The 18,716-nt window shown below is 64.7% G+C and carries 17 protein-coding genes; 11 read left to right on the top strand and 6 right to left on the bottom strand.

Annotated features, from left to right (window positions below; genetic code table 11):
- Positions 1-24 precede the first annotated feature (24 nt).
- A complete protein-coding gene (locus tag Q8P38_03920; protein MDP4013755.1) occupies positions 25-1,911 on the top strand; it encodes an ABC transporter ATP-binding protein in 1,887 nt (628 codons plus the stop codon).
- Between the two features lie 41 nt (positions 1,912-1,952).
- Here the strand turns inward: Q8P38_03920 and Q8P38_03915 are convergent, their stop codons facing one another.
- A complete protein-coding gene (locus Q8P38_03915) occupies positions 1,953-3,341 on the bottom strand; it encodes a metallopeptidase TldD-related protein (GenBank protein ID MDP4013754.1) in 1,389 nt (462 codons plus the stop codon).
- Positions 3,338-4,849, bottom strand: coding sequence for a TldD/PmbA family protein (locus Q8P38_03910; GenBank protein ID MDP4013753.1), 1,512 nt, complete (start codon positions 4,847-4,849; stop codon positions 3,338-3,340). Before Q8P38_03910 ends, Q8P38_03915 begins: the two co-directional genes overlap by 4 nt.
- Positions 4,850-4,930: 81 nt before the next feature.
- Here Q8P38_03910 and Q8P38_03905 point away from each other — a divergent pair, with 81 nt between their 5' ends.
- Both Q8P38_03905 and Q8P38_03900 read left to right on the top strand, forming a co-directional pair.
- Positions 4,931-5,443, top strand: coding sequence for a histidine phosphatase family protein (locus Q8P38_03905; protein ID MDP4013752.1), 513 nt, complete (start codon positions 4,931-4,933; stop codon positions 5,441-5,443).
- Between the two features lie 199 nt (positions 5,444-5,642).
- A complete protein-coding gene (locus Q8P38_03900) occupies positions 5,643-6,575 on the top strand; it encodes a DNA adenine methylase (GenBank protein ID MDP4013751.1) in 933 nt (310 codons plus the stop codon).
- Here Q8P38_03900 and Q8P38_03895 read toward each other — a convergent pair.
- Positions 6,562-7,506 carry a NotI family restriction endonuclease gene (locus Q8P38_03895; GenBank protein MDP4013750.1) on the bottom strand — a complete coding sequence of 315 codons (945 nt, stop codon included), beginning with the start codon at positions 7,504-7,506 and terminating at the stop codon, positions 6,562-6,564. The genes Q8P38_03900 and Q8P38_03895 overlap by 14 nt on opposite strands.
- On the opposite strand from Q8P38_03895, the gene Q8P38_03890 reads away from it, so the two are divergent.
- Both Q8P38_03890 and Q8P38_03885 read left to right on the top strand, forming a co-directional pair.
- Positions 7,505-7,909: a hypothetical protein gene (locus tag Q8P38_03890; protein MDP4013749.1), complete on the top strand. Its 405-nt coding sequence runs from the start codon at positions 7,505-7,507 to the stop codon at positions 7,907-7,909. The two genes, Q8P38_03895 and Q8P38_03890, sit on opposite strands and share 2 nt — an antisense overlap.
- Before the next feature lie 48 nt (positions 7,910-7,957).
- Positions 7,958-8,752, top strand: a complete 795-nt coding sequence (locus Q8P38_03885) for an ABC transporter ATP-binding protein (GenBank protein MDP4013748.1) — start codon at positions 7,958-7,960, stop codon at positions 8,750-8,752.
- A gap of 27 nt (positions 8,753-8,779) precedes the next feature.
- Here the strand turns inward: Q8P38_03885 and Q8P38_03880 are convergent, their stop codons facing one another.
- Both Q8P38_03880 and Q8P38_03875 read right to left on the bottom strand, forming a co-directional pair.
- Entirely contained in the window at positions 8,780-10,279 is a 1,500-nt protein-coding gene (locus tag Q8P38_03880) for a peptide MFS transporter (GenBank protein ID MDP4013747.1), read from the bottom strand.
- A gap of 149 nt (positions 10,280-10,428) precedes the next feature.
- Positions 10,429-10,758, bottom strand: coding sequence for a TfoX/Sxy family protein (locus tag Q8P38_03875; protein MDP4013746.1), 330 nt, complete (start codon positions 10,756-10,758; stop codon positions 10,429-10,431).
- A gap of 134 nt (positions 10,759-10,892) precedes the next feature.
- Between Q8P38_03875 and Q8P38_03870 the strand changes: the two genes are divergently transcribed.
- From Q8P38_03870 to miaB, 5 genes are all read left to right on the top strand, one after another.
- Positions 10,893-11,438, top strand: coding sequence for a DUF4916 domain-containing protein (locus tag Q8P38_03870; protein MDP4013745.1), 546 nt, complete (start codon positions 10,893-10,895; stop codon positions 11,436-11,438).
- 39 nt (positions 11,439-11,477) lie between these two features.
- Complete coding sequence (gene pta / locus Q8P38_03865; protein MDP4013744.1) at positions 11,478-13,571, top strand: phosphate acetyltransferase; 2,094 nt, start codon at positions 11,478-11,480, stop codon at positions 13,569-13,571.
- The gene (locus tag Q8P38_03860; protein ID MDP4013743.1) at positions 13,568-14,749 is read left to right on the top strand and encodes an acetate kinase; all 1,182 of its coding nucleotides are present in this window, start codon (positions 13,568-13,570) and stop codon (positions 14,747-14,749) included. The genes pta and Q8P38_03860 overlap by 4 nt, the downstream gene beginning before the upstream one ends.
- An 80-nt stretch (positions 14,750-14,829) precedes the next feature.
- Complete coding sequence (locus tag Q8P38_03855) at positions 14,830-15,750, top strand: hypothetical protein (protein ID MDP4013742.1); 921 nt, start codon at positions 14,830-14,832, stop codon at positions 15,748-15,750.
- On the top strand, positions 15,747-17,186 hold the full coding sequence (miaB, locus tag Q8P38_03850; GenBank protein ID MDP4013741.1) for a tRNA (N6-isopentenyl adenosine(37)-C2)-methylthiotransferase MiaB: 1,440 nt from the start codon (positions 15,747-15,749) through the stop codon (positions 17,184-17,186). Before Q8P38_03855 ends, miaB begins: the two co-directional genes overlap by 4 nt.
- 10 nt (positions 17,187-17,196) lie before the next feature.
- Here the strand turns inward: miaB and Q8P38_03845 are convergent, their stop codons facing one another.
- Entirely contained in the window at positions 17,197-17,493 is a 297-nt protein-coding gene (locus Q8P38_03845) for an antitoxin (protein ID MDP4013740.1), read from the bottom strand.
- 53 nt (positions 17,494-17,546) lie between these two features.
- On the opposite strand from Q8P38_03845, the gene miaA reads away from it, so the two are divergent.
- Positions 17,547-18,494, top strand: coding sequence for a tRNA (adenosine(37)-N6)-dimethylallyltransferase MiaA (gene miaA / locus Q8P38_03840; GenBank protein MDP4013739.1), 948 nt, complete (start codon positions 17,547-17,549; stop codon positions 18,492-18,494).
- Positions 18,495-18,716: the final 222 nt, after the last annotated feature.

The following is an 18,716-nucleotide window of genomic DNA, read 5'->3' as shown; positions in this document are numbered from 1 at the left end:
CCGGTGGCGCCGGGGAGGTCCCTTATGTCGATGCCGGGCCCTCGCGCGGCGGCGATCTCGTACTCCCGTGATCGTCGCGTCCTGGAGCGCAAGCTCGCCCGGGGCACTGTGCGCCGTGTCATCCGCTACGCGGGGCCGTTCCGGCAACTGGTCATCCTGTTCTTGGGCACGCTCCTGGTCGGGGCTGTGCTCACAGTCGTGCAGCCGCTGCTGTTTCGTCGCATCGTCGACGACGGGATCTCGGTGGGAGACAGTGGGGTCGTGACGGTCACGGCGGCTCTGGTCGCATTGGCCGCCGTGGCCGACGCGAGCTTCGGCCTGTGGGGACGCTACCTGTCCGCGCGAATTGGTGAGGGATTGATCTTCGCCCTGCGCTGCGAGGTGTTCGGACACGTCCAAAGGCAGTCGCTGGCCTTCTTCACGCGCACGCAGACGGGCGCGCTCGTCTCGCGGTTGAACACGGACGTTATCGGCGCTCAACAGGCGTTCACGTCGACCTTGAGCGGCGTCGTGGGCAACCTCATCACGGTCGTAGTCATGCTCGCGACGATGTTCTGGCTGTCGTGGCAGATCACGCTGCTGGCGATGGTCCTGGTTCCGCTGTTCCTTCTGCCCGCACGGTGGATGGGTCGTCGGCTGCAGTCCCTCACCCGCGAGCAGATGGAGATGAACGCAGAGCTCAGCACGCAGATGACCGAGAGGTTCAACGTCGCCGGGGCGCTTCTTGTGAAGCTGTTCGGGCGTCCCGAACAGGAAGACTCCGAATTCGCCGTGAGGGCGGGGGCCGTGCGCGACACAGGCGTGCGGATCGCGACTGTCAGCCGGTACTTCATCACCGCTCTAGCGTTGATCGCCGCACTTGCGACCGCGAGCGCCTACGGCGTGGGCGGCAATCTAGTGATCGGGGGAGCCCTCACCCTTGGCACATTGCTCGCGATCGTGGCGATCCTTGGGCAGATGTACGGGCCGCTCACGGCGCTGTCGAACGTCCGCGTGGACGTGATGACCGCGTTGGTGTCGTTCGAGCGTGTGTTTGAGCTCCTTGACCTTCCACCGCTCGTCGCCGACGCTCCCGACGCTCTCGAGTTGGCATCTGGGCTCCCCACTTGCGTCGAGTTGCGTCACGTCAGCTTCGCGTACCCGCCCGCTTCCCGTGTTTCGCTCGCGTCCTTGGAGCCGGTCTCGAGACCAGACTCGCGCGGCGCGGGAGGCGAGGTTCTGAAGGACGTCTCCTTCCGTGTGGAGCCTGGGCGGATGGTGGCGCTGGTGGGGCCTTCGGGAGCGGGGAAGACAACGATCTCGTCGCTCGTAGCCCGCCTCTACGACGCTGACGACGGGTCGGTTCTGGTTGGCGACACGGACGTTCGGACGGTGACACAGGAGTCGCTGCATCGGGTCGTCGGCGTGGTCACTCAGGAAGCCCACATGTTCCACGACACGATCCGGGCCAATCTCCTCTACGCGCGCCCAGACGCTTCGGAGGAGGAACTCTGGCGGGTGTGCGGGCAGGCTCGAATCGCCGAGCTCATCGAAGCCCTGCCGGAGGGGCTGGACACCGTTGTTGGGGACCGTGGGTACCGGCTGTCCGGCGGCGAGAAGCAGCGCGTTGCGATAGCCAGGCTCCTGTTGAAGTGTCCCGACGTTGTTGTCCTGGACGAGGCCACGGCGCATCTGGACAGCGAGAGCGAGTCCGCCGTGCACGCCGCTCTCACGACGGCGCTGGCTGGCAGGACCGCCTTGGTGATCGCCCACCGGCTCAGCACCGTACGGCGCGCCGACGAGATCCTCGTTGTCGTAGCCGGTCGAGTCGTCGAACGCGGGACCCATGAGGAGCTTCTCGCCTCTGGTGGCACCTACGCCGACCTCTACCTGACCCAGTTCGCCGCCCAGGAGCGGGACGCCCAGTGCTAGCGGGGGGTTGGGGATTTGCACCATCGGACGCCCGCTCCCGGCTAGAGCGCCTCGCTGGCGGTTGACATGTTGAAGCCGTCCACGAGCAGCGGCGGCATGGCGGCGCGGTTGAAGTAGTCGCCCATCTCGCGCGCGAGGGTGCGCACTGTTGACCCGGCGTCCACGATGCGGCCCAGGATCGAGACGGGGGATTCGTTGAAGCGGAAGTTCCCGCAGGATCCGACAATCTCGCCGCCTTCGACGACGTACACGCCGTCGCGCGTCAGCCCAGTCACAAGCAGGGTTTGGGGGTCAACGACCCGGTTGTACCAGAGGCATGTCACGACCAGGCCGTCCCCCATGCGCGCTATCAGGTCTTCCGGCGACCCGGCTCCACCCGCGTAGGCCAGCCGGAGATTGTCGATGCCGGGTGTTGCGGAGAGTCCGGCCCGCTCGGCGGTCTGGCGCGTCGACATCAGGTGCTTGAGCTTGCCCTCCTCCAGCCAAGACGTGGCACCGAGCGGCAGCCCGTTGTCGAAGGGCGAAGTAGCGGCGCCGGGCGCGGCACATGTCTCGAAGTCGGCGCATCGCATCGACGGGTCACGATCGAGAGGCTCGCTGCTGAGGGTTACGGACCGGGCGGCCAGATCCTCCCCGATGCGCGTGCGGCCGCCTCCGCTGGCGAAGACGCTGCGGCCTTCAGTGGCCGAACGCAGGTCCGCCGCCCAGTACAGCTCGATCATCAGGTCGGCGACAGCGCTGGGCATGAGAAGCACCGGGTAGCGACCAGGCGCCCTACTGATCAGGGTTGCCTGCCTGTCCAATGAAGCGCGTAGCCGTTCGTCGATCGCCTCGACATCGGTTGACGCCAAGTCCGTATCCGCGATGCCGGCCCAGGCAGACCGCGTCCGGGCCGCTCCCTTGGCGGTTCCCTCGAGCCTGCCCTGCGGCTGGACGTACCGGCGCCGCAGTCCTGATGACGTTCCCAGGTAGGTAGTCGTGATGTCGTGTTCGGCATAGCCGAAGTGCTCAACGCCCGTGGCCGCTCCGCGCTGAAACACGGAGCCCAGACCGGCGGCGACGTCGGCCAGCGCGGCGGCACCTGTCTCCGCGGGCGAGTCACCCCAGTCCGCGTCCGAGCTGCCACCGACCAGAGGCATGTTGTCTTCGCTGTCCTTGGCCTGGCTGGCCGCCCGGCTGGCCCGCCTGACGAGATCGTCGACCTCGGCCGCCGTGCGGACCTGTCCAGACACCGTCGCGGTCGCGGCCGCGCCAGCTCGACGGTCGAACGCCACCACGTCCACGTCCCGGGACGTCATGTGTCCGTTTGTCGTCAGACTGTTGGCCGCCCAGCGCAAGTGCACTTGGCTGCTGTGATTTGCCACGACCGCCAGGTCGGCTCGGCCAGCGCACTCAAGCGCTCGCTCGATGATCTCCTGGGGGCTGATCACGACACACCCTCCGCCGCGCTGTTCAGGACATTGACATTCTCGAGCACCGCAGGCGGGCAAGCGTGGGAGACGGGCGCGACCTGCCCGGGCTGCCCCTTGCCGCAGTTGAATGCCCCGCCAAGCAGAACCGAATCCGGCCCGCCGAGTGCTACCAGGGAACCCCAGAAGCCCGGTGTCGAGCCTTGGTAGGCCACGTCCTTGACCTGTCCCACGAGGCGACCCGCCTTGATCCGTTCGAACCGCTGACCCGTGAACTGGAAGTTGTATCTCTGCATGTCTATCGACCAGGAGCCGTCGCCCACGATCAGGATTCCGTCTTCGACGCCGCCGACCAGATCCTCCAGGCGACCGCCGTCCGGGTCCGGTTCAAGGCCGACGTTGGGCATGCGCTGGATCGGTGTATGGAGTGCGGAGTCCGCGTACGCGCAGCCGTTGCTTCGCGACTGACCAGAGGCAGCCGCCATCGCGCGGTCCAACTGAAGACCCACCAGGACCCCGCGCGAGACCAGCGGCCAACGCTGCGCCGCGACGCCTTCGTCATCCCAGCCGACCGTGGACAGTCCATGTGGTGTCACCCGGTCGGCCATGACGTTCATGTGCGGCGAACCGTACTTGAGCCGACCGAGACCGTCGGTGGTCACGAATGACGTCCCCGCGTAGTTCGCCTCGTACCCCAGAACCCGGTCGAGTTCCGTGGCATGGCCGACCGACTCGTGGATCGTCAGCCACAGGTTCGTGGGATGCAGGACGAGGGTGTACCTGCCAGGTTCTATCGAGGGTGCCGCGGCCTTCTGCTCCAGCCGCCCCGGCAGCTCTGACAGTTCGGCGTCCCAGTCCCATGGTCTGGCGGGTCCGACCGGCTCGCAGCCCCCGATCAGGTACTCCCAGCCGCGCCCGGTCGGCGGTGCCGTCGTGCGCAGCGACTCGAATCCCCCGTCATCGGAGACACGGATCCCGGTGATCTCAGCATGTATGCGGACCCGCTTCTGGTTGAGGCGGCTCCCGGCGCTGCTGCCGAAGGCGGTCTCCTCACGAACAGCCATCACGCTGCCAGACGCGTGATGCACTGGGCCCGCCGCCAACAAGTTGTCGCATTGCGCCGAAAGCCAGCTCATCCGGTCCGCTGGCGGTATGTCGAACGGGTCGACGTCGAACTGGCTTGACCACTCACCGGCGTGAACAGGTTCTGGCGCGAGCTCAACGCGTGAGGTCGCGGCCGCGCGGCTCGCCCGCAGCATGGCCGAGGCCTGGGTGGCCGCCTTCGCCGCTCCCTCAGGGGTGACGTCCGCGGTGCCAGCGAATCCCCAACAGCCCTGGTCGAGCACCCTGACTCCAACTCCCAGGGCGAGTTGATCCACGTTCGCCATCGGGTCGCGGTCGCGCTGAGTCAGGTAGGCCGTTCGCGTCGCGACGACTCGTACATCGCAGTGGTCCATCTGCCTGGTCGCGTCGAGAGCCGCGTCAATCACCGCGTCGACATCGATTCCGGTCAGGGAGGAAGGGCTCACGGCCCTATGGTGCAGGAGTACCGTCGCGTCGGCGAACCGAGGTAGCTGCCGATGAGCGATCCGGCCCTGCTAGGAGGCATCGTGAGTGAGCGAACGTTGGTAGTCATGCGCCACGCCAAGTCGGACTGGCCGCTGGGCGTCGCGGACGCGGACCGCCCGCTGGCACTGCGTGGCCGCCGGGACGCGTTCGCTGCAGCCCGCTGGCTTGCCGCTGAAGTCCCTGTGATCGACAGAGTCTGGCTCTCTCCAGCAACGCGGACGCGGCAGACGTGGGAGATCGTGTCCCGCGACCGGACCGACGAACCCGTGACGTGCATTGAACCCGCCGTCTACGCGGCGCCCGGGGGCGGACTGCTGGATGTCATCCGGACGTCAGCAGGCGAGGATCGAGTCGTGGCCGTGGTCGCCCACAACCCGGGCTGCCAGGACCTCGTTGAGAGCCTGGCGGGCTCGGGCAGTGACTCAGCCGCGCTCGAGCGAGTGAGGGTCAAGTATCCGACGATGGGCATCGCCGTGTTGCGGTTCGTCGGACCCTGGGCGGATCTCGATGAAGGGTGCGCTCAACTCGTTGAGTTCGCGGCGCCCAGGGGCTGATCAGATGGGCGCGCGGCGGTGCCACGAGGTTGCCTCGCGGACCATTCCTGTCTTGGGCTACTGCTACGCACACCATCACTGTTCGGTGGAGGGTGTGACCTTTCCCGGGTGCCAACTGTGTCCACAGCTTCGCCGAGTCATCCGGGAGGTGACCACGTCCGCAAGCTAGTGTGACCTTGAAGGCGACTTGGAGGTGATCATGGCGGGTGGTGGGGACAGGACGCGCGCGACTGGCTGGTCCTACGACGAGCCTCTGTTCGACTGTGAACAACTTCCGCTCCCTCCCACCCGGGTGGGACTCAAACCCGTGAACGTCGCGCAAGTGCCTCTCATCTCGCCCTTCCGGTATCCGGGCGGCAAGACGTGGCTCGTGCCGTGGGTTCGCACATGGGCGAGGAAACACAGGCTGTCGACGTTCGTCGAGCCATTCGCCGGCGGAGCCTCGTGCGGACTGATGGTGGCATCTGAAACTCTCGCCAGGACCGTGCACCTCAATGAGCTCGATCCGGTCGTCGCGTCTGTGTGGGAACTCTTGGTCAACGGGTCAGACGCTGATACGAATGCGTTGTGTCAACTTATCCTCGAGTTCGAAGTAACACTCGACAATGTGAAACGCGAGCATGAGCGAAAGCCAGACACGCTGGTGAGTCGGGCCTTCCAGACGATCGTGCGAAACCGGACGGCCCGAGGCGGCATCCTTGCCAGCGGAGCCGGGATCAGCAAGGCGGGCGAGGCTGGAAGGGGACTGCGCTCCAGATGGTATCCGGAGACGTTGGTTCGCAGAATGCGAATCATTCGCACGATCCGTCAGCGACTAGTCTTCACACAGCTTGACGCCCTGGACTTGATGGTTGACCGCAACCTCGATCAATCCGAGTGCGGTTGGTTCATCGATCCGCCCTATACCGTCGGCGGAAAGCGGGCTGGTAGTCGGCTGTATACGCAACACGAAGTCGACCACAAGCAGGTCTTCTCGCTGGCTGCGGAACTGCGAGGCCCAGTCATGATGACCTACGACGAAAGCCGAGAGGTGCGCGAACTGGCCGACGAATTCGAATTCTTAGTTGAGCGAGTTCCCATGAAGTCGACCCATCACGCGCTGCACAGGGAGCTTGTGCTCAGCAGAGGGTGAAGACCTTGGTCCCTTGATTCGATGGCTTGCGGAGGGTCACTCCTAGATTCGCGTCGAACTCACGACGTTCCATCGGGCGCACCGCGTCCATCGCCAGAACAGACTCGTCGAGGGAAGCGTAGGCGATCTCAGATGGCCCCAGTCCGCCTCCCACCTGATACTCGGCCACGAACCATGTCAGGTTGTGGAGCCCCTCAGTAGAAGCGGGGGTTCCTGACAGGATCCCTTGAGCCATCTGCTGGTGGAAGTACCTGTCAACCAGCACAGCAGTCCCTATCCCGAGATCAGCCAGGGCCGGAACCTTGACCCTAAGTTGGGGCGCGAGTCTCTTCGGGCCTCCAGACCGATAATCTGGCCGCCGCGGCCTCGCTGGGAACACAAGGCCACTCGAGCCCACGTATCGCTGAATATCGTCGCCCATATTGTGTCCTGAGAAGTAGAGCGACTGAATCTCGACTGCAACCTTGTTGTCAGGAGACTTGGTGTCGATCAACAGCCAGTCGATGCGCCCCGCCGTGTTCCTGTCATCGGAGTCAGCAACTTCGTCGCCGAGCCTCCTCAGGAACGGCGTTTCCTTGACCGCCAGCACGCTTGACGATCCGAGGATCGTCTTAGCGATCCAACGGAGCAGTTTCAGCCTGTCCCCCCAGAAGCGCTGAGGACACGTGACGGCTGGGACCGCGTGGGGAACAGGCGACACGTGGCCGTGAGACTTCATCAGTGGCTGGATCGAGCACACCCCGCCCGGCTTGTTGCACGAAGCACCGGGCGCTACAGAGGCGTGAAACGGACATGGATCTCGCACAGCATCTTGTTTCTCGCGGTAGTGCTCCAGCGCGCGCCGGGCGAGAGCCTGTCGCTCGGCGACACCCAGATCCTGGACGATGTTGCCGTACCACTCGTGGATTCCGAACGAGGTGCTTGTCATCATGCCAGCGCGCCATGCCCTGCCCTGCCCCCTTCGTTCGCGTCTGGGTCTCGCCAGCAACTCGGACGAGGCAGACCTAGGGGAGATCGTGTCACGGGACCGAACCGACGAGCCGGTGACGACCTCCCGCCCAGGCGTCTACGCGGCGCCCGGGGGCGGACTGCTGGATGTCATCCGGACGTCAGCAGGCGAGGATCGAGTCGTGGCCGTGGTTGCCCACAGTCCAGGCTGCCAGGACCTCGTTGACAGCCTGGCGGGCTCGGGCAGTGACTCAACCGCGCTTGACCGGATGAGGGCCAAGTATCCGACGATGGGTATCGCCGTGTTGCGGTTCGCCGGATCCTGGGCGGGTCTCGATGAAGGTCGCGCTCAACTGGTCGAGTTTGTGGCGCCGCGGGGTATCTGAGGGGCGCGCCCGACGGCGGTCGCACGGGAATGAGCCCAGGCTCAGGTAGTGTCGCGAACTGTGAGCGAGGTCATCCAACTAGCGGCCGCCACGGTGGTGCGCGGGGGTGTTCCCGTGCTGGACCGTGTCGACTGGTCCGTGCGCACGGGGGAGCGCTGGGTCGTACTGGGCCCGAATGGGGCGGGAAAGTCGACGTTGCTCGACATGGTTGCAACTGTTGTCCACCCGACTCGTGGACAGGTCAAGCTGCTTGGCGAGACGCTGGGCCTAGTGGACGTGTTCAGTATTCGTCCCATGATCGGTGTGGTTTCGCCGCGTTCCGCAACGCTCATACCTGACGGGGAGTCCGTGCTGGACGCGGTGATGACAGCCGCCTGGGCCAGGTCGGGCCGGTGGCGTGAGGAATACGCCGACGAGGACGTGGAACGCGCCCACTTCCTGCTGCAGGTGATGGGTGTCGTTTCGCTGGCGGATCGTGCCGTCGGGACGTTGTCTGATGGTGAGCGGAAGCGCGTTCTCATAGCCAGGGCACTGATGCCCAACCCTGAGTTGCTCCTGCTGGACGAGCCAGCGGCGGGCCTGGATCTGGGAGCGCGCGAGGCGTTGGTCGAGCGACTCTCCGTGCTGGCCAAGGAGCCCACGGGTCCGGTTCAGGTGCTGATCACGCATCACGTCGAGGAGATCCCGCCTGGGTTCGACCACGCGTTACTGCTACGGGATGGCCAAGCCATGGCGTCTGGCCTGACCGAAAGCGTGCTGACCGACGAGAACGTGACCAAGACCTTCGACGTTCCGCTCACCGTACGCCGGGTGTTCGGGAGGTACTGGGCTTTCGCCGACTGAAGTCCCGGTCGGAGACGGCCAGGCGGCTCAGCGGGTTCCGCGCATCAGTTTGCGTACGACCGGGGAGAGTGCGAACAGCACTACGCCGAAGACCACGGCCGCTCCGCCGAACACCGCGTAGTAGGAGCCGAACTGCAAATCCTCAAGTTCATTGGCGATCTGCCCTCCCAGCGTGTCCCCGACTGCGAATGACAGGAACCACAGCGCCAGGAGTTGGCTTTCCATTCCGCGCGGCGCGAGCCGGGTGGTCGCTGACAATCCCACCGGGGAAAGCAGGAGTTCCGACCAGGTTTGGATTAGGAAGACCAGGATGAGCCACCACACTGCGGAGGGGATGCCGTTGTCCGCGTTTGTCCCCGGGATGATCATGATGAGGAATGACCCTCCGATCCCGAAGAGCGCCAGCGAGAACTTCACGGGTGTGCTGGGAGCCCGGTCGCCCAGCTTGCTCCACAGGCGAGCGAACACAGGCGCGAACAAGATGATGAACAGTGGATTGACGGCCTGAAGGAACGGTGCCGGCATTTGCCAGCCGAGGATCGTGCGATCGGTGTTGTCTTGGGCGAAGACGTTCAGGGTCGATCCCGCCTGATCGAAGATCATCCAGAACATGGCAGAAGCGAGGAACAGAAACACGTACGCCCGCGCGCGGGATCGCTCGTCGTCGCTCAGATCCCTTGATCGGAACAGCCGCCAGAAGTAGACCACGGGCAGGGCGACGATGACGATGGTGAGGATGTCCACGAGGTTCGCCATGCTGAACCCTCGCCAGAGCGAGTCCGCGGCGACGGCGATCGCGAAGCACAGCAGTCCGATGGAGGCGCCGACGAAGACCCGCTTCCGTGTTTCCGGGGAGGCAGGGTTGTCGGGCTGACCTCCTACGTTGCCGAGGTGTCGCCAGCCTGCCACGTACTGGATCAGGCCGAGCGTCATGCCCACGCCCGCCGCGGCGAAGCCCCAGTGCCAGTTGATCGCGTTGGCCAGCGTTCCGCAGACAAGGGGGGACAAGAACGCCCCAATGTTGATACCCATGTAGAACAGCGAGAAGCCAGCGTCCCGGCGTGAGTCGTCCCCCGGTGCGTACAGACCGCCAACCATCGCCGACATGCAGGGCTTCAGCAGACCTGTCCCCAGCGCTATCGACAGCAGGCCCAGCCAGAACGTCAGTTCGGTCGGCACGGCCATCATGAAATGACCGGACGCGATCACTATCCCGCCGATGAGCACTGAGCGCCGGGCGCCCAGGATCCGGTCCGCGATCCAGCCTCCCGCGAGCGGGAACATGTACACAAGCGCTATGTACGTCCCGTAGATCGCTGTCGCCTCGCCCCTGGAGAACCCCAGCCCACCTCCGGGGGGAGTCACACCATCCGGTGGAGCTACTAGGTACAGGGCGAGCAGCGCGCGCATGCCGAAGTAGGAGAAGCGTTCCCACATCTCGGTCATGGAGAGGGTCGCCAGTGCGCGTGGATGTCCGAGGAACGTTGACCGGGTGACTCCGGCGTCGCCTGGTGGTTTACTCGTCATGACACCCCCTCGCCCGCGTGGAGATCACCGTAGCGGCCGGTTGCCGGGTTTGATCCGGAATCGGCTGAATTCGACACGTCGTACGAGTGCTTGCCGGTAGAGCTTGCTGTTGTGCTACTGGGCCTTCGCGGACTGATTGGCGAACGTTCCTACTTGGCCGGAAGCGTCCCCACGAAGTCCTTCGCTTTGCCGATCCACTCGGCCAGCGCTGTTTCGTCACCCAGCACGGACGGGGAGACCATGAGCATGCCCTTCATGGGCCTGCCGGTGAAGTCCATCGGCCGGGCGCCGGGTCGATCGATGAGATCGTCATAGGCGTCCGCGCCGACCCTGAGCGCCAGGTCATCGCCAATGACGCCGCCGAGCATGTTCCCGCGCCACATCACGCAAAGCCCTCCGAACATCTTGCGCGTCATTACGTCCGGTTCGTCATCCATCTCGGCTAGGACCCTGTCAGCTAGCCCCCGGTCGTAGGCCACGGCTCACCTCCGGCTACTCCTTTGCGACCCTACGCGCCGGCGTCAGCGGATGCGGGGCGAGCGCGGAGGCGATCCGAATCACCAAAACGGTCGCGAATCCCCTGGTTACCCGGCAGGATTCACTCGGAGGACACATGGGCGAGGTTGCCGACTTCACGCAAACGCAAGGCGGGTGGCTCAGCGACGACGACTTGATCCAGGCAAGAGGCCAGCTGCCGGTCGTGTACTTGGACGCGGTCCCTGTTCGAGTCGACGCGGTCGGGCAAGTCACTCATGTCGGACTTCTGCTTCAAGCGATGCCAGACGGCTCCCTGAGTCGAACCGTGGTCTCAGGCCGCGTTCACGTGGGCGAGCGGATTCGGGACGCTCTTCTCAGACACCTGGAGAAGGACCTGGGACCCGTCGCCCTGCCCCGAATTCCCGCGGCTCCGCAGCCATTCACCGTCGTGGAGTACTTCCCCGACCCCTCCATCACCGGATTCCAGGATCCCCGACAGCACGCTGTGAGCCTGGCGTTCGTGGTACCGCTCGACGGCGACTGCCAGCCGTCGCGGCAGGCTCTGGATCTCGCCTGGTACACCCCGGCGCAGGTCGTGAGCAGTGACGTCGTCATGGAGATGACCGGAGGTCGCGACAGGCTGTTGCGAATGGCCCTGGCCCATGCGGGAGTGCTGCCGTGAATTCCCCGCGCGGCTGGCTAGGCGGGAAGTAGTGATCAGATGACGCCTGCTGTGTACATCACGTCGGTCGAGCCCGAAAGCGGGAAGTCGATAGTGTCCCTCGGCTGCATGGAAGAGGCCGCCGCGAGGACGGGCCAGCTGGGCTACTTCCGGCCGGTGATCAAGGGCGGTGACGAACTTGACCCTGTCATTGAGTTGATGCGAAGCCGCTATCACTTGGCGCAAACCTATGACCAGTCATTCGGCGCAACGACTGATGACGTGGCCTTACTGGGCGAGAGCGCGCCACGTGCTCTCTTGGACAGGGTGTTGTCGGCTTACGACTCACTGACCGAGTTCTGTGACGCTGTGGTTATCGAGGGAACCGACTTCGCGGGCGCCTCGGCGGCGTTTGAGTTCGCCCTGAACGCGCAGATGGCATCCGAGCTGGGCGCGCCTGCGCTGGTCGTCGTGAACGCGCGCCGTCATCCGGTGGGACAGGTCCACGGTGTGCTTGACGCGGCCCGCAAGAGCTTCGACGAACATAAGGTCCCAGTCTTCGGTTTCATCGTTAGCCGGGTGATTCCAGAGCAGATGTCAGCGCTCGTTGACGCGGGCAGCGACGTGGGCGGCGTTCCGATCTGGCTGCTTCCCGATGAGCCGTCGCTAGCTCTGCCAACTGTCGCCGACGTTGCCGGCGCGATGGACGCGAAGGTCCTCGCGGGCAGTGGTGCCGGACTCGCGCGCACAATCTCCACGTTCGCGGTCGGTGCGATGTCATTGGCTCACGTCATGGAGCGGCTGCATCCAGAAGCATTGGTGATCGTTCCCGGCGACAGATCTGACATCATCCTCCTCGCGCTTGTTGGGCGGTTCAGCTCAGGCATTCCGCCGGTTTCCGGCTTGCTGCTCACAGGCGGGTACGAACCCGATCCCGCGCTCCTGCGGTTCGCGAGGGGACTTCGCGGTGAGTCGGTGCCCGTCCTGCTAACAGCGGCACAGACATACGAAACTGTTGAGCGCCTCTCGCACTTGCAGGGTTCACTGACCAGCGGTGATCGGAACCGGGTGGAGTTGGCGGTACGGCTGTTCGAGGACAACATGCCGGTTGAACAACTCGTGGACCGGCTGAGCGCGACGCGTTCGGACGCGGTGACGCCGGTCATGTTCGCGCGGAGGCTACTTTCCCGCGCTCGCGCCGACAAGCGAAGAATCGTCCTGCCTGAGGGATCGGACCCGCGTGTTCTCGCGGCTGCCGACAGGCTGCTGCGCATGGACGCTGTTGACGTGACTGTACTGGGGGACCCCGACGGTATCGCTGACAAGTGTGTGCGAGCGGGCTTGGACCTGTCGAGCGCCGCGGTGATCAACCCATGGACCAGCGAACTGCGCGACGGGTTCGCTGCGGAGATTCTGCGGAAGCGCAAGGCCAAGGGGATGACCGAGGAAAGCGCCCATGACCTGTCTGGGGATCCCACGTGGTTCGGCACGATGATGGTGAACGCCGGGTTGGCCGATGGCATGGTCAGCGGAGCCACGCACACCACGGCTGACACCGTCAGGCCAGCCCTTCAGATCATCAGAACCGCACCCGGAACTTCGGTCGTCTCCAGCGTGTTCCTGATGGCGATGTCGGACCGGGTTCTTGTTTATGGGGACTGCGCCGTGATTCCCGATCCGGATGAGCGGCAGCTCGCTGACATCGCGCTTTCATCGGCCAGGACCGCGCGGGCGTTCGGGATCGACCCATACGTGGCGATGTTGTCGTACTCCACAGGGTCGTCCGGAAGTGGTGAAGACGTGCAGAAGGTCGCGGCCGCGACCGCCATAGTCAGGGAGCTGGAACCGGACCTGCCCGTAGAGGGTCCGATCCAGTACGACGCCGCCGTTGATCCTGGAGTCGCCGCCGCTAAGTTGCCTGGATCGGCTGTGGCCGGACATGCGACCGTGCTGGTATTCCCCGATCTCAACACAGGCAACAACACCTACAAGGCTGTTCAACGATCCTCGGGGGCTCAGGCGATGGGCCCGATCCTGCAGGGGCTCCGGCTACCCGTCAACGACCTAAGCCGCGGCGCAACGGTCGAGGACATCGTCAACACTGTGATCATCACCGCGCTGCAAGCCCAACAGATCCAACAGAGGTCGTCGTGACTCAGGTGCTGGTGATCAACGCCGGCTCGTCATCGCTGAAGTACGCGGTGGTCGATTCCGGTAGCGGGGCCAGAATGGTGGCCGGCATAGTCGAGCGAATAGGTGAGGCGACGTCAACGATCTCGCATGAGCCCGCCTGCGGTGCCGCCGGGGAGCAGACGCAGACGCCGGTTCCGGATCACGATGCGGCGTTCGCTGAGGTCCGGCGCCGGTTGGACGTGGTTGGAGTTCACCACCCAGGCGTTGTCGGCCATCGGGTTGTTCATGGCGGCGATTCGTTCACGCGCCCGACCCTCATCGATCGCGACGTCATCGCCGCGATCCAGGACTGCGTCCCCTTGGCGCCGCTTCATAACCCGGCTGGCCTGAGTGGGATCGGTGCGGCGATGCGGACGTTTCCAGGCGTGCCGCAGGTCGCTGTCTTCGACACGGCCTTCCACACGACGATTCCCGCCGACGCGCGAACCTACGCGATCGACCGCGAAGTCGCTGGTAAGCACCGCCTCCATCGCTACGGATTCCACGGCACTTCCCACCAGTACGTCAGCCAACGCGCGGCGGAGTTCCTCCAGATTCCGCTCGACCGGATGCGCGCCGTGACGATGCATCTGGGCAACGGGGCGAGTGCTTGCGCCGTTGCTGGTGGCCGCAGCGTTGAAACGTCGATGGGCGTCACGCCTCTGGAGGGCCTGGTCATGGGCACCCGCAGTGGTGATATCGATCCGTCGATTCCAGTCATCCTGGGGCGCGAATGCTGGTCTGCGGACGACATCGACTCGATGCTGAATCACAAGTCGGGGCTGCTGGGATTGTGCGGAGTCAACGACATGCGCGAAGTGCACCGGCGAGCGGAATCCGGCGACAAGGATGCCGATCTCGCTAGGCGCGTCTCCGCTCACCGGATCCGCAAGTACCTGGGCGCCTACGTTTTCACGCTGGGTGGCGTTGACGCGATCGTCTTCACCGCTGGCATTGGAGAACACGACCCCTGGATCAGGGCGACCGTGTGCGCTGGACTCAAGTCCCAGGGGATTGAACTGGATCCGGTGGCCAACGAGGGTGGCTCCGGGATCCGCGACATCAGCGCGAAGCGAGCCCCGGTCCGGGCGCTAGTGGTGCCGACTGACGAGGAGCACGCCATCGCGGAACAATCAGCGGAGGTCCTCGCCATGAGCTGACCGGCAATGGTCCAGATGGCGTGGCCTATCCTTGGGCTTCACTACGAAAGCGGGTTGCGGTGAAGCGCAAGGGTCTCGCGGTGGGTCTCCCGCTTCTGGCGGTCTCATTGGTTCTTTCAGGATGCTCCCTCTTCCAGACCGGGTCTAACCAGCCGGGGGACGGGACCGGAGACGACCCGGCGCCCAGCCCATCCGCCCCGCCGCCCGAGCTGCCGCGAGGTGGCCGCGAGATCTTCCCCGAATACCGACTCTTCGGCTACTCCGGACTGGAAGGGGCTCCGGCTCTAGGGAGGCTATACGGTGACTTGGACGCGGTGGGTGCTCAGATCGAGCGCGTCGGAGCCCGCTACGCGGGAGGCCGCAAGGTGCTGCCGGTGTACGAGTTGATCACCGTGCTCGTCATGGGGTCGCCAGGCACGGACGGCATGTACCGAGTCCGGCAGAGCGACAAGCTCGTGCGCAGGTACCTGAACGCCGCGCGTCGCGACAAGGCCCTTCTGCTGCTGGACATTCAGCCCGGTCGGTCGGACTTCCTGCCCGAGCTCAAGCATTATGAGAAATTCCTGAAGGAGCCGGACGTCGGCGTCGCGCTTGACCCCGAATGGGCTATGGATCCGGACGAGGTGCCGATCCGTGATGGCTACGGCAACTCGTCAGGCAAGGAACTCAACGAGGTGGCCGAGTACCTATCCGAGATAGTGGCTCAGTACGACCTGCCGGAGAAGGTAATGGTCTTCCACCAGGTGGCGCCGTACGTGGTCGCCAAGCCGAAGGCGCTGAAGCCACACGAAGGCGTCGTGATTATCCGATCGGTTGATGGAATAGGTAGTCCGAGCGCGAAGACCTACACATGGAACGTGCTGACCAAGAATCAGCCCAAGTACATTCACGCGGGCTTCAAGCTGTTCTACGAGGAGGATGTCGCGACGGGCGGTGTCCTTATGACGCCCAAGCAGGTTCTGAAGCTTCGGCCGCAGCCCGAGTACATCCTCATCGAGTGAAGCCGGCACCGACGGCATCGCGGGCGCGCACGTTCGAAGTGCGCACGATCGGATGCCAGATGAACGCGCACGACTCTGAGCGGATCGCGGGAGTCCTTCACACCGCCGGATTCCGGCAGGCATCGCCCGGAGACCAAGCGGACGTCATCGTGATCAACACCTGCGCGGTCCGCGAGAATGCCGATAACCGCCTCTACGGGAACCTGGGCATACTGGCGGCGCGCAAGAGGGAGAACCCCAACCTTCTCGTGGCCGTGGCGGGTTGTCTGGCTCAGAAAGACCGGGAGCGCATCCTCGAAAGAGCCTCGTGTGTCGACGTCGTGATCGGCACGCACAACGTGGACGCGCTGCCCGTACTGCTTGAACGCGCCAGCGGTTCCGGCGAAGCTCAGATCGAAATCATCGAGTCGCTGCGGGCCTTCCCGTCAGACCTTCCAGCTAGGCGGGCATCGGCGCATTCAGCGTGGGTGTCGATCAGCGTGGGCTGCAACAACACCTGCACCTACTGCATCGTGCCGAAGCTGCGAGGCCGCCAGCGGGATCGTCGGCAGGAGCAGATCGTGGCGGAGGTGCGCGCCCTGGCGGAATCGGGAGCGCGGGAGATATCCCTGCTGGGGCAGAACGTGAACGCCTACGGTGTCCAGTTCGGTCAGCGCGGAGCCTTCGCGGAGCTACTGCGCACAGTCGGGGCTGTTCCTGGCATTCGCCGCGTGCGCTTCACGAGCCCGCACCCGAGGGACTTCACCGCTGACGTGATCGCCGCGATGGCGGAAACACCGACCGTCATGCCGCATCTGCACATTCCACTGCAAAGCGGCTCGGATGACGTGCTGCGACGGATGCGCCGCTCGTACAGGGCTGACAAGTTCTTGCGGACTATCGCGGACGTTCGCGCCAGCATCCCGGACGCGGCGTTCACCACGGACATCATCGTTGGGTTTCCGGGCGAAACAGACGACGATTTCGACCAGACGATGGCGGTTGTCGAACAGTCGCGGTTCGCCGGGGCGTTCACGTTCAAGTACTCGCCCAGGCCCGGCACGCCAGCTGCCGAATACGAGGATCAAGTGCCTGCCGATGTCGTGTCGAGTCGCTATCACCGCTTGGAGCGACTGGTCGCGGGAATCGCGATGGAAGAGAACGCCAGGTTCACCGGGCGCACGGTGGAGGTAATGATCTCCGACTCATCCGGGCGCAAGGACGGTTCCACGAGCAGAGTCAGCGGGCGAGCTCGGGACAACCGGCTCGTACACGCGGCAAGGCCGGAGGGGGTGACGTTGGCGCCCGGGGATGTGGCGATCGCGACTGTCACTGCGACCTCCCCTCACTACTTGGTCGCGGACAAAGACGTGGCGGTGACGGATCCTTTCCCTCAGACGACTGTCTGCGGCGACCCATCTTCGGTGACGGAGATTGGGATGCCAACTGTGCGATGAGCTCAGGCGCTCAGGATGTCTCTTGATCCCCGCTCGCACCTAGAGCTTGGGCGATCCTGTTGGTGACGTCCTCGACCTTGTCGGTCACTGGCGTCAGCTTCCCGCCTGTCTTTTCGTCGATGATGCCCTTGGCGAGTCCGACAGCTCCGGTGACCTTGTCTCCGTGCTGTTCGGCCAGCTCGCTGACTTTCCCCGTGACCTGCTGAACGGCACCGCTGACCTGTTCTTGAACTTCGCCTGCTCCGGCGGCGGCTTTGCCCAGAACGTCACTGGCTTTGTCCTTGAGACTGTCCAACGCGTCGCTCACTGCGTCTCCTCCCATTGGGTTAGTGGTGTGAAGCATACGGAATCATGATTGGTATGCCCGACTCGCCCCTGAACGCAGCAGCGGTCGTGGCGATCGTCGGTCCAACGGCGGCGGGCAAGTCCGCACTGGCTACGCGACTGGCCCTCCGGATTGGCGGCGAGATCGTCAACGCGGATGCGATGCAGCTGTACCGAGGCATGGACATAGGGACCGCCAAGGCGAGTGCGGCTGAGCGTGCGGCAGTGCCACACCACTGCCTCGACATTTGGGACGTAGCCGAGCCAGCGTCCGTCAAGGAGTACCGTGACCTCGCTCGCGCGATCGTCGTGGAAGTCTGGGACAGGGGTCGGATTCCGCTGGTCGTGGGTGGGTCTTGGCTGTACGTGCGCGCAGTGTGCGACGTGCTGGAGATCCCGCCGCGCGACGCTGGGATCAGGGCTGAGCTTGTCGCGGAGTTAGCGGCCGTTGGCCCCGAAACGTTGCATGCGCGCTTGGCTGAGTTGGACCCAGCCGCCGCGTCCGGGATCCTGCCGGGAAACGGCCGGCGAATCGTCAGAGCCCTGGAAGTGATTTCACTGACCGGCAGGTACCGGGCTGTGCTGCCCGAGCCTCATAGCTGGCATCCCACGCTGTGGCTCGGGGTAACTCGACCCAGACCCGAGCTCGATGACCTGATCGCGCAGCGTGTTGCCCGCATGTGGGAGTCGGGGCTGATCGAGGAAACACGTCGGCTGATATCGGCGGGTTTGCTGTCCGGGCCCACAGCATGCAAGGCAGTCGGGTACTCACAGGCCATCGGGTTCATCGAAGGGGAGATGACCCAGGCCGAGGCTCAAGCTGAAACGGTCAGAGCGACGAAGCGCCTGGCTCGTCGGCAGGACCGTACGTTCCGGGCCGACACGCGCGTCAAATGGCTGGACGGCTGTGATCATGACAGGCTCGAGGAAGCGGCGGACTTGTTACAACGATGGAGGGAGTCCGGGTCAACGCCCCAGGATTGACTCGAATCCACCGGCGCATTCGTCTCTACGGAGGCCCAGATGATGCGAATCCTCTGATGATCAAGCTCGTCAGCGATCATTCCTTCCTGGGTGATCGTCGACCTCCATGATCATCAGAGGAGTGTGTCCTGAAAGGCGAGTGGTTGCGATGTAGGAGGTCGTGATTGTGGACCGTGCTGTGTTGGTGATGGAGGTAGGTCCTCCGGGCTCGCTGTGCAGGCA

Source organism: Candidatus Nanopelagicales bacterium (genome assembly GCA_030700225.1).
In the GTDB taxonomy this organism is placed as follows: domain Bacteria; phylum Actinomycetota; class Actinomycetes; order S36-B12.
The sequence above is the reverse complement of the archived record's forward strand: the minus strand, read 5'-3'. Positions and strand labels throughout refer to the sequence as shown.

What these genes read in the sequence shown, in the direction of transcription:
- pta (MDP4013744.1), top strand. Translation starts at nt 11,478, where the DNA reads ATGACGCCTGCTGTGTACATCACGTCGGTCGAGCCCGAAAGCGGGAAG.
- Q8P38_03880 (MDP4013747.1), bottom strand. Translation starts at nt 10,279, where the DNA reads ATGACGAGTAAACCACCAGGCGACGCCGGAGTCACCCGGTCAACGTTC.
- Q8P38_03870 (MDP4013745.1), top strand. Translation starts at nt 10,893, where the DNA reads ATGGGCGAGGTTGCCGACTTCACGCAAACGCAAGGCGGGTGGCTCAGC.
- Q8P38_03920 (MDP4013755.1), top strand. Translation starts at nt 25, where the DNA reads ATGTCGATGCCGGGCCCTCGCGCGGCGGCGATCTCGTACTCCCGTGAT.
- Q8P38_03900 (MDP4013751.1), top strand. Translation starts at nt 5,643, where the DNA reads ATGGCGGGTGGTGGGGACAGGACGCGCGCGACTGGCTGGTCCTACGAC.
- Q8P38_03890 (MDP4013749.1), top strand. Translation starts at nt 7,505, where the DNA reads ATGCCAGCGCGCCATGCCCTGCCCTGCCCCCTTCGTTCGCGTCTGGGT.
- Q8P38_03895 (MDP4013750.1), bottom strand. Translation starts at nt 7,506, where the DNA reads ATGATGACAAGCACCTCGTTCGGAATCCACGAGTGGTACGGCAACATC.
- miaA (MDP4013739.1), top strand. Translation starts at nt 17,547, where the DNA reads ATGCCCGACTCGCCCCTGAACGCAGCAGCGGTCGTGGCGATCGTCGGT.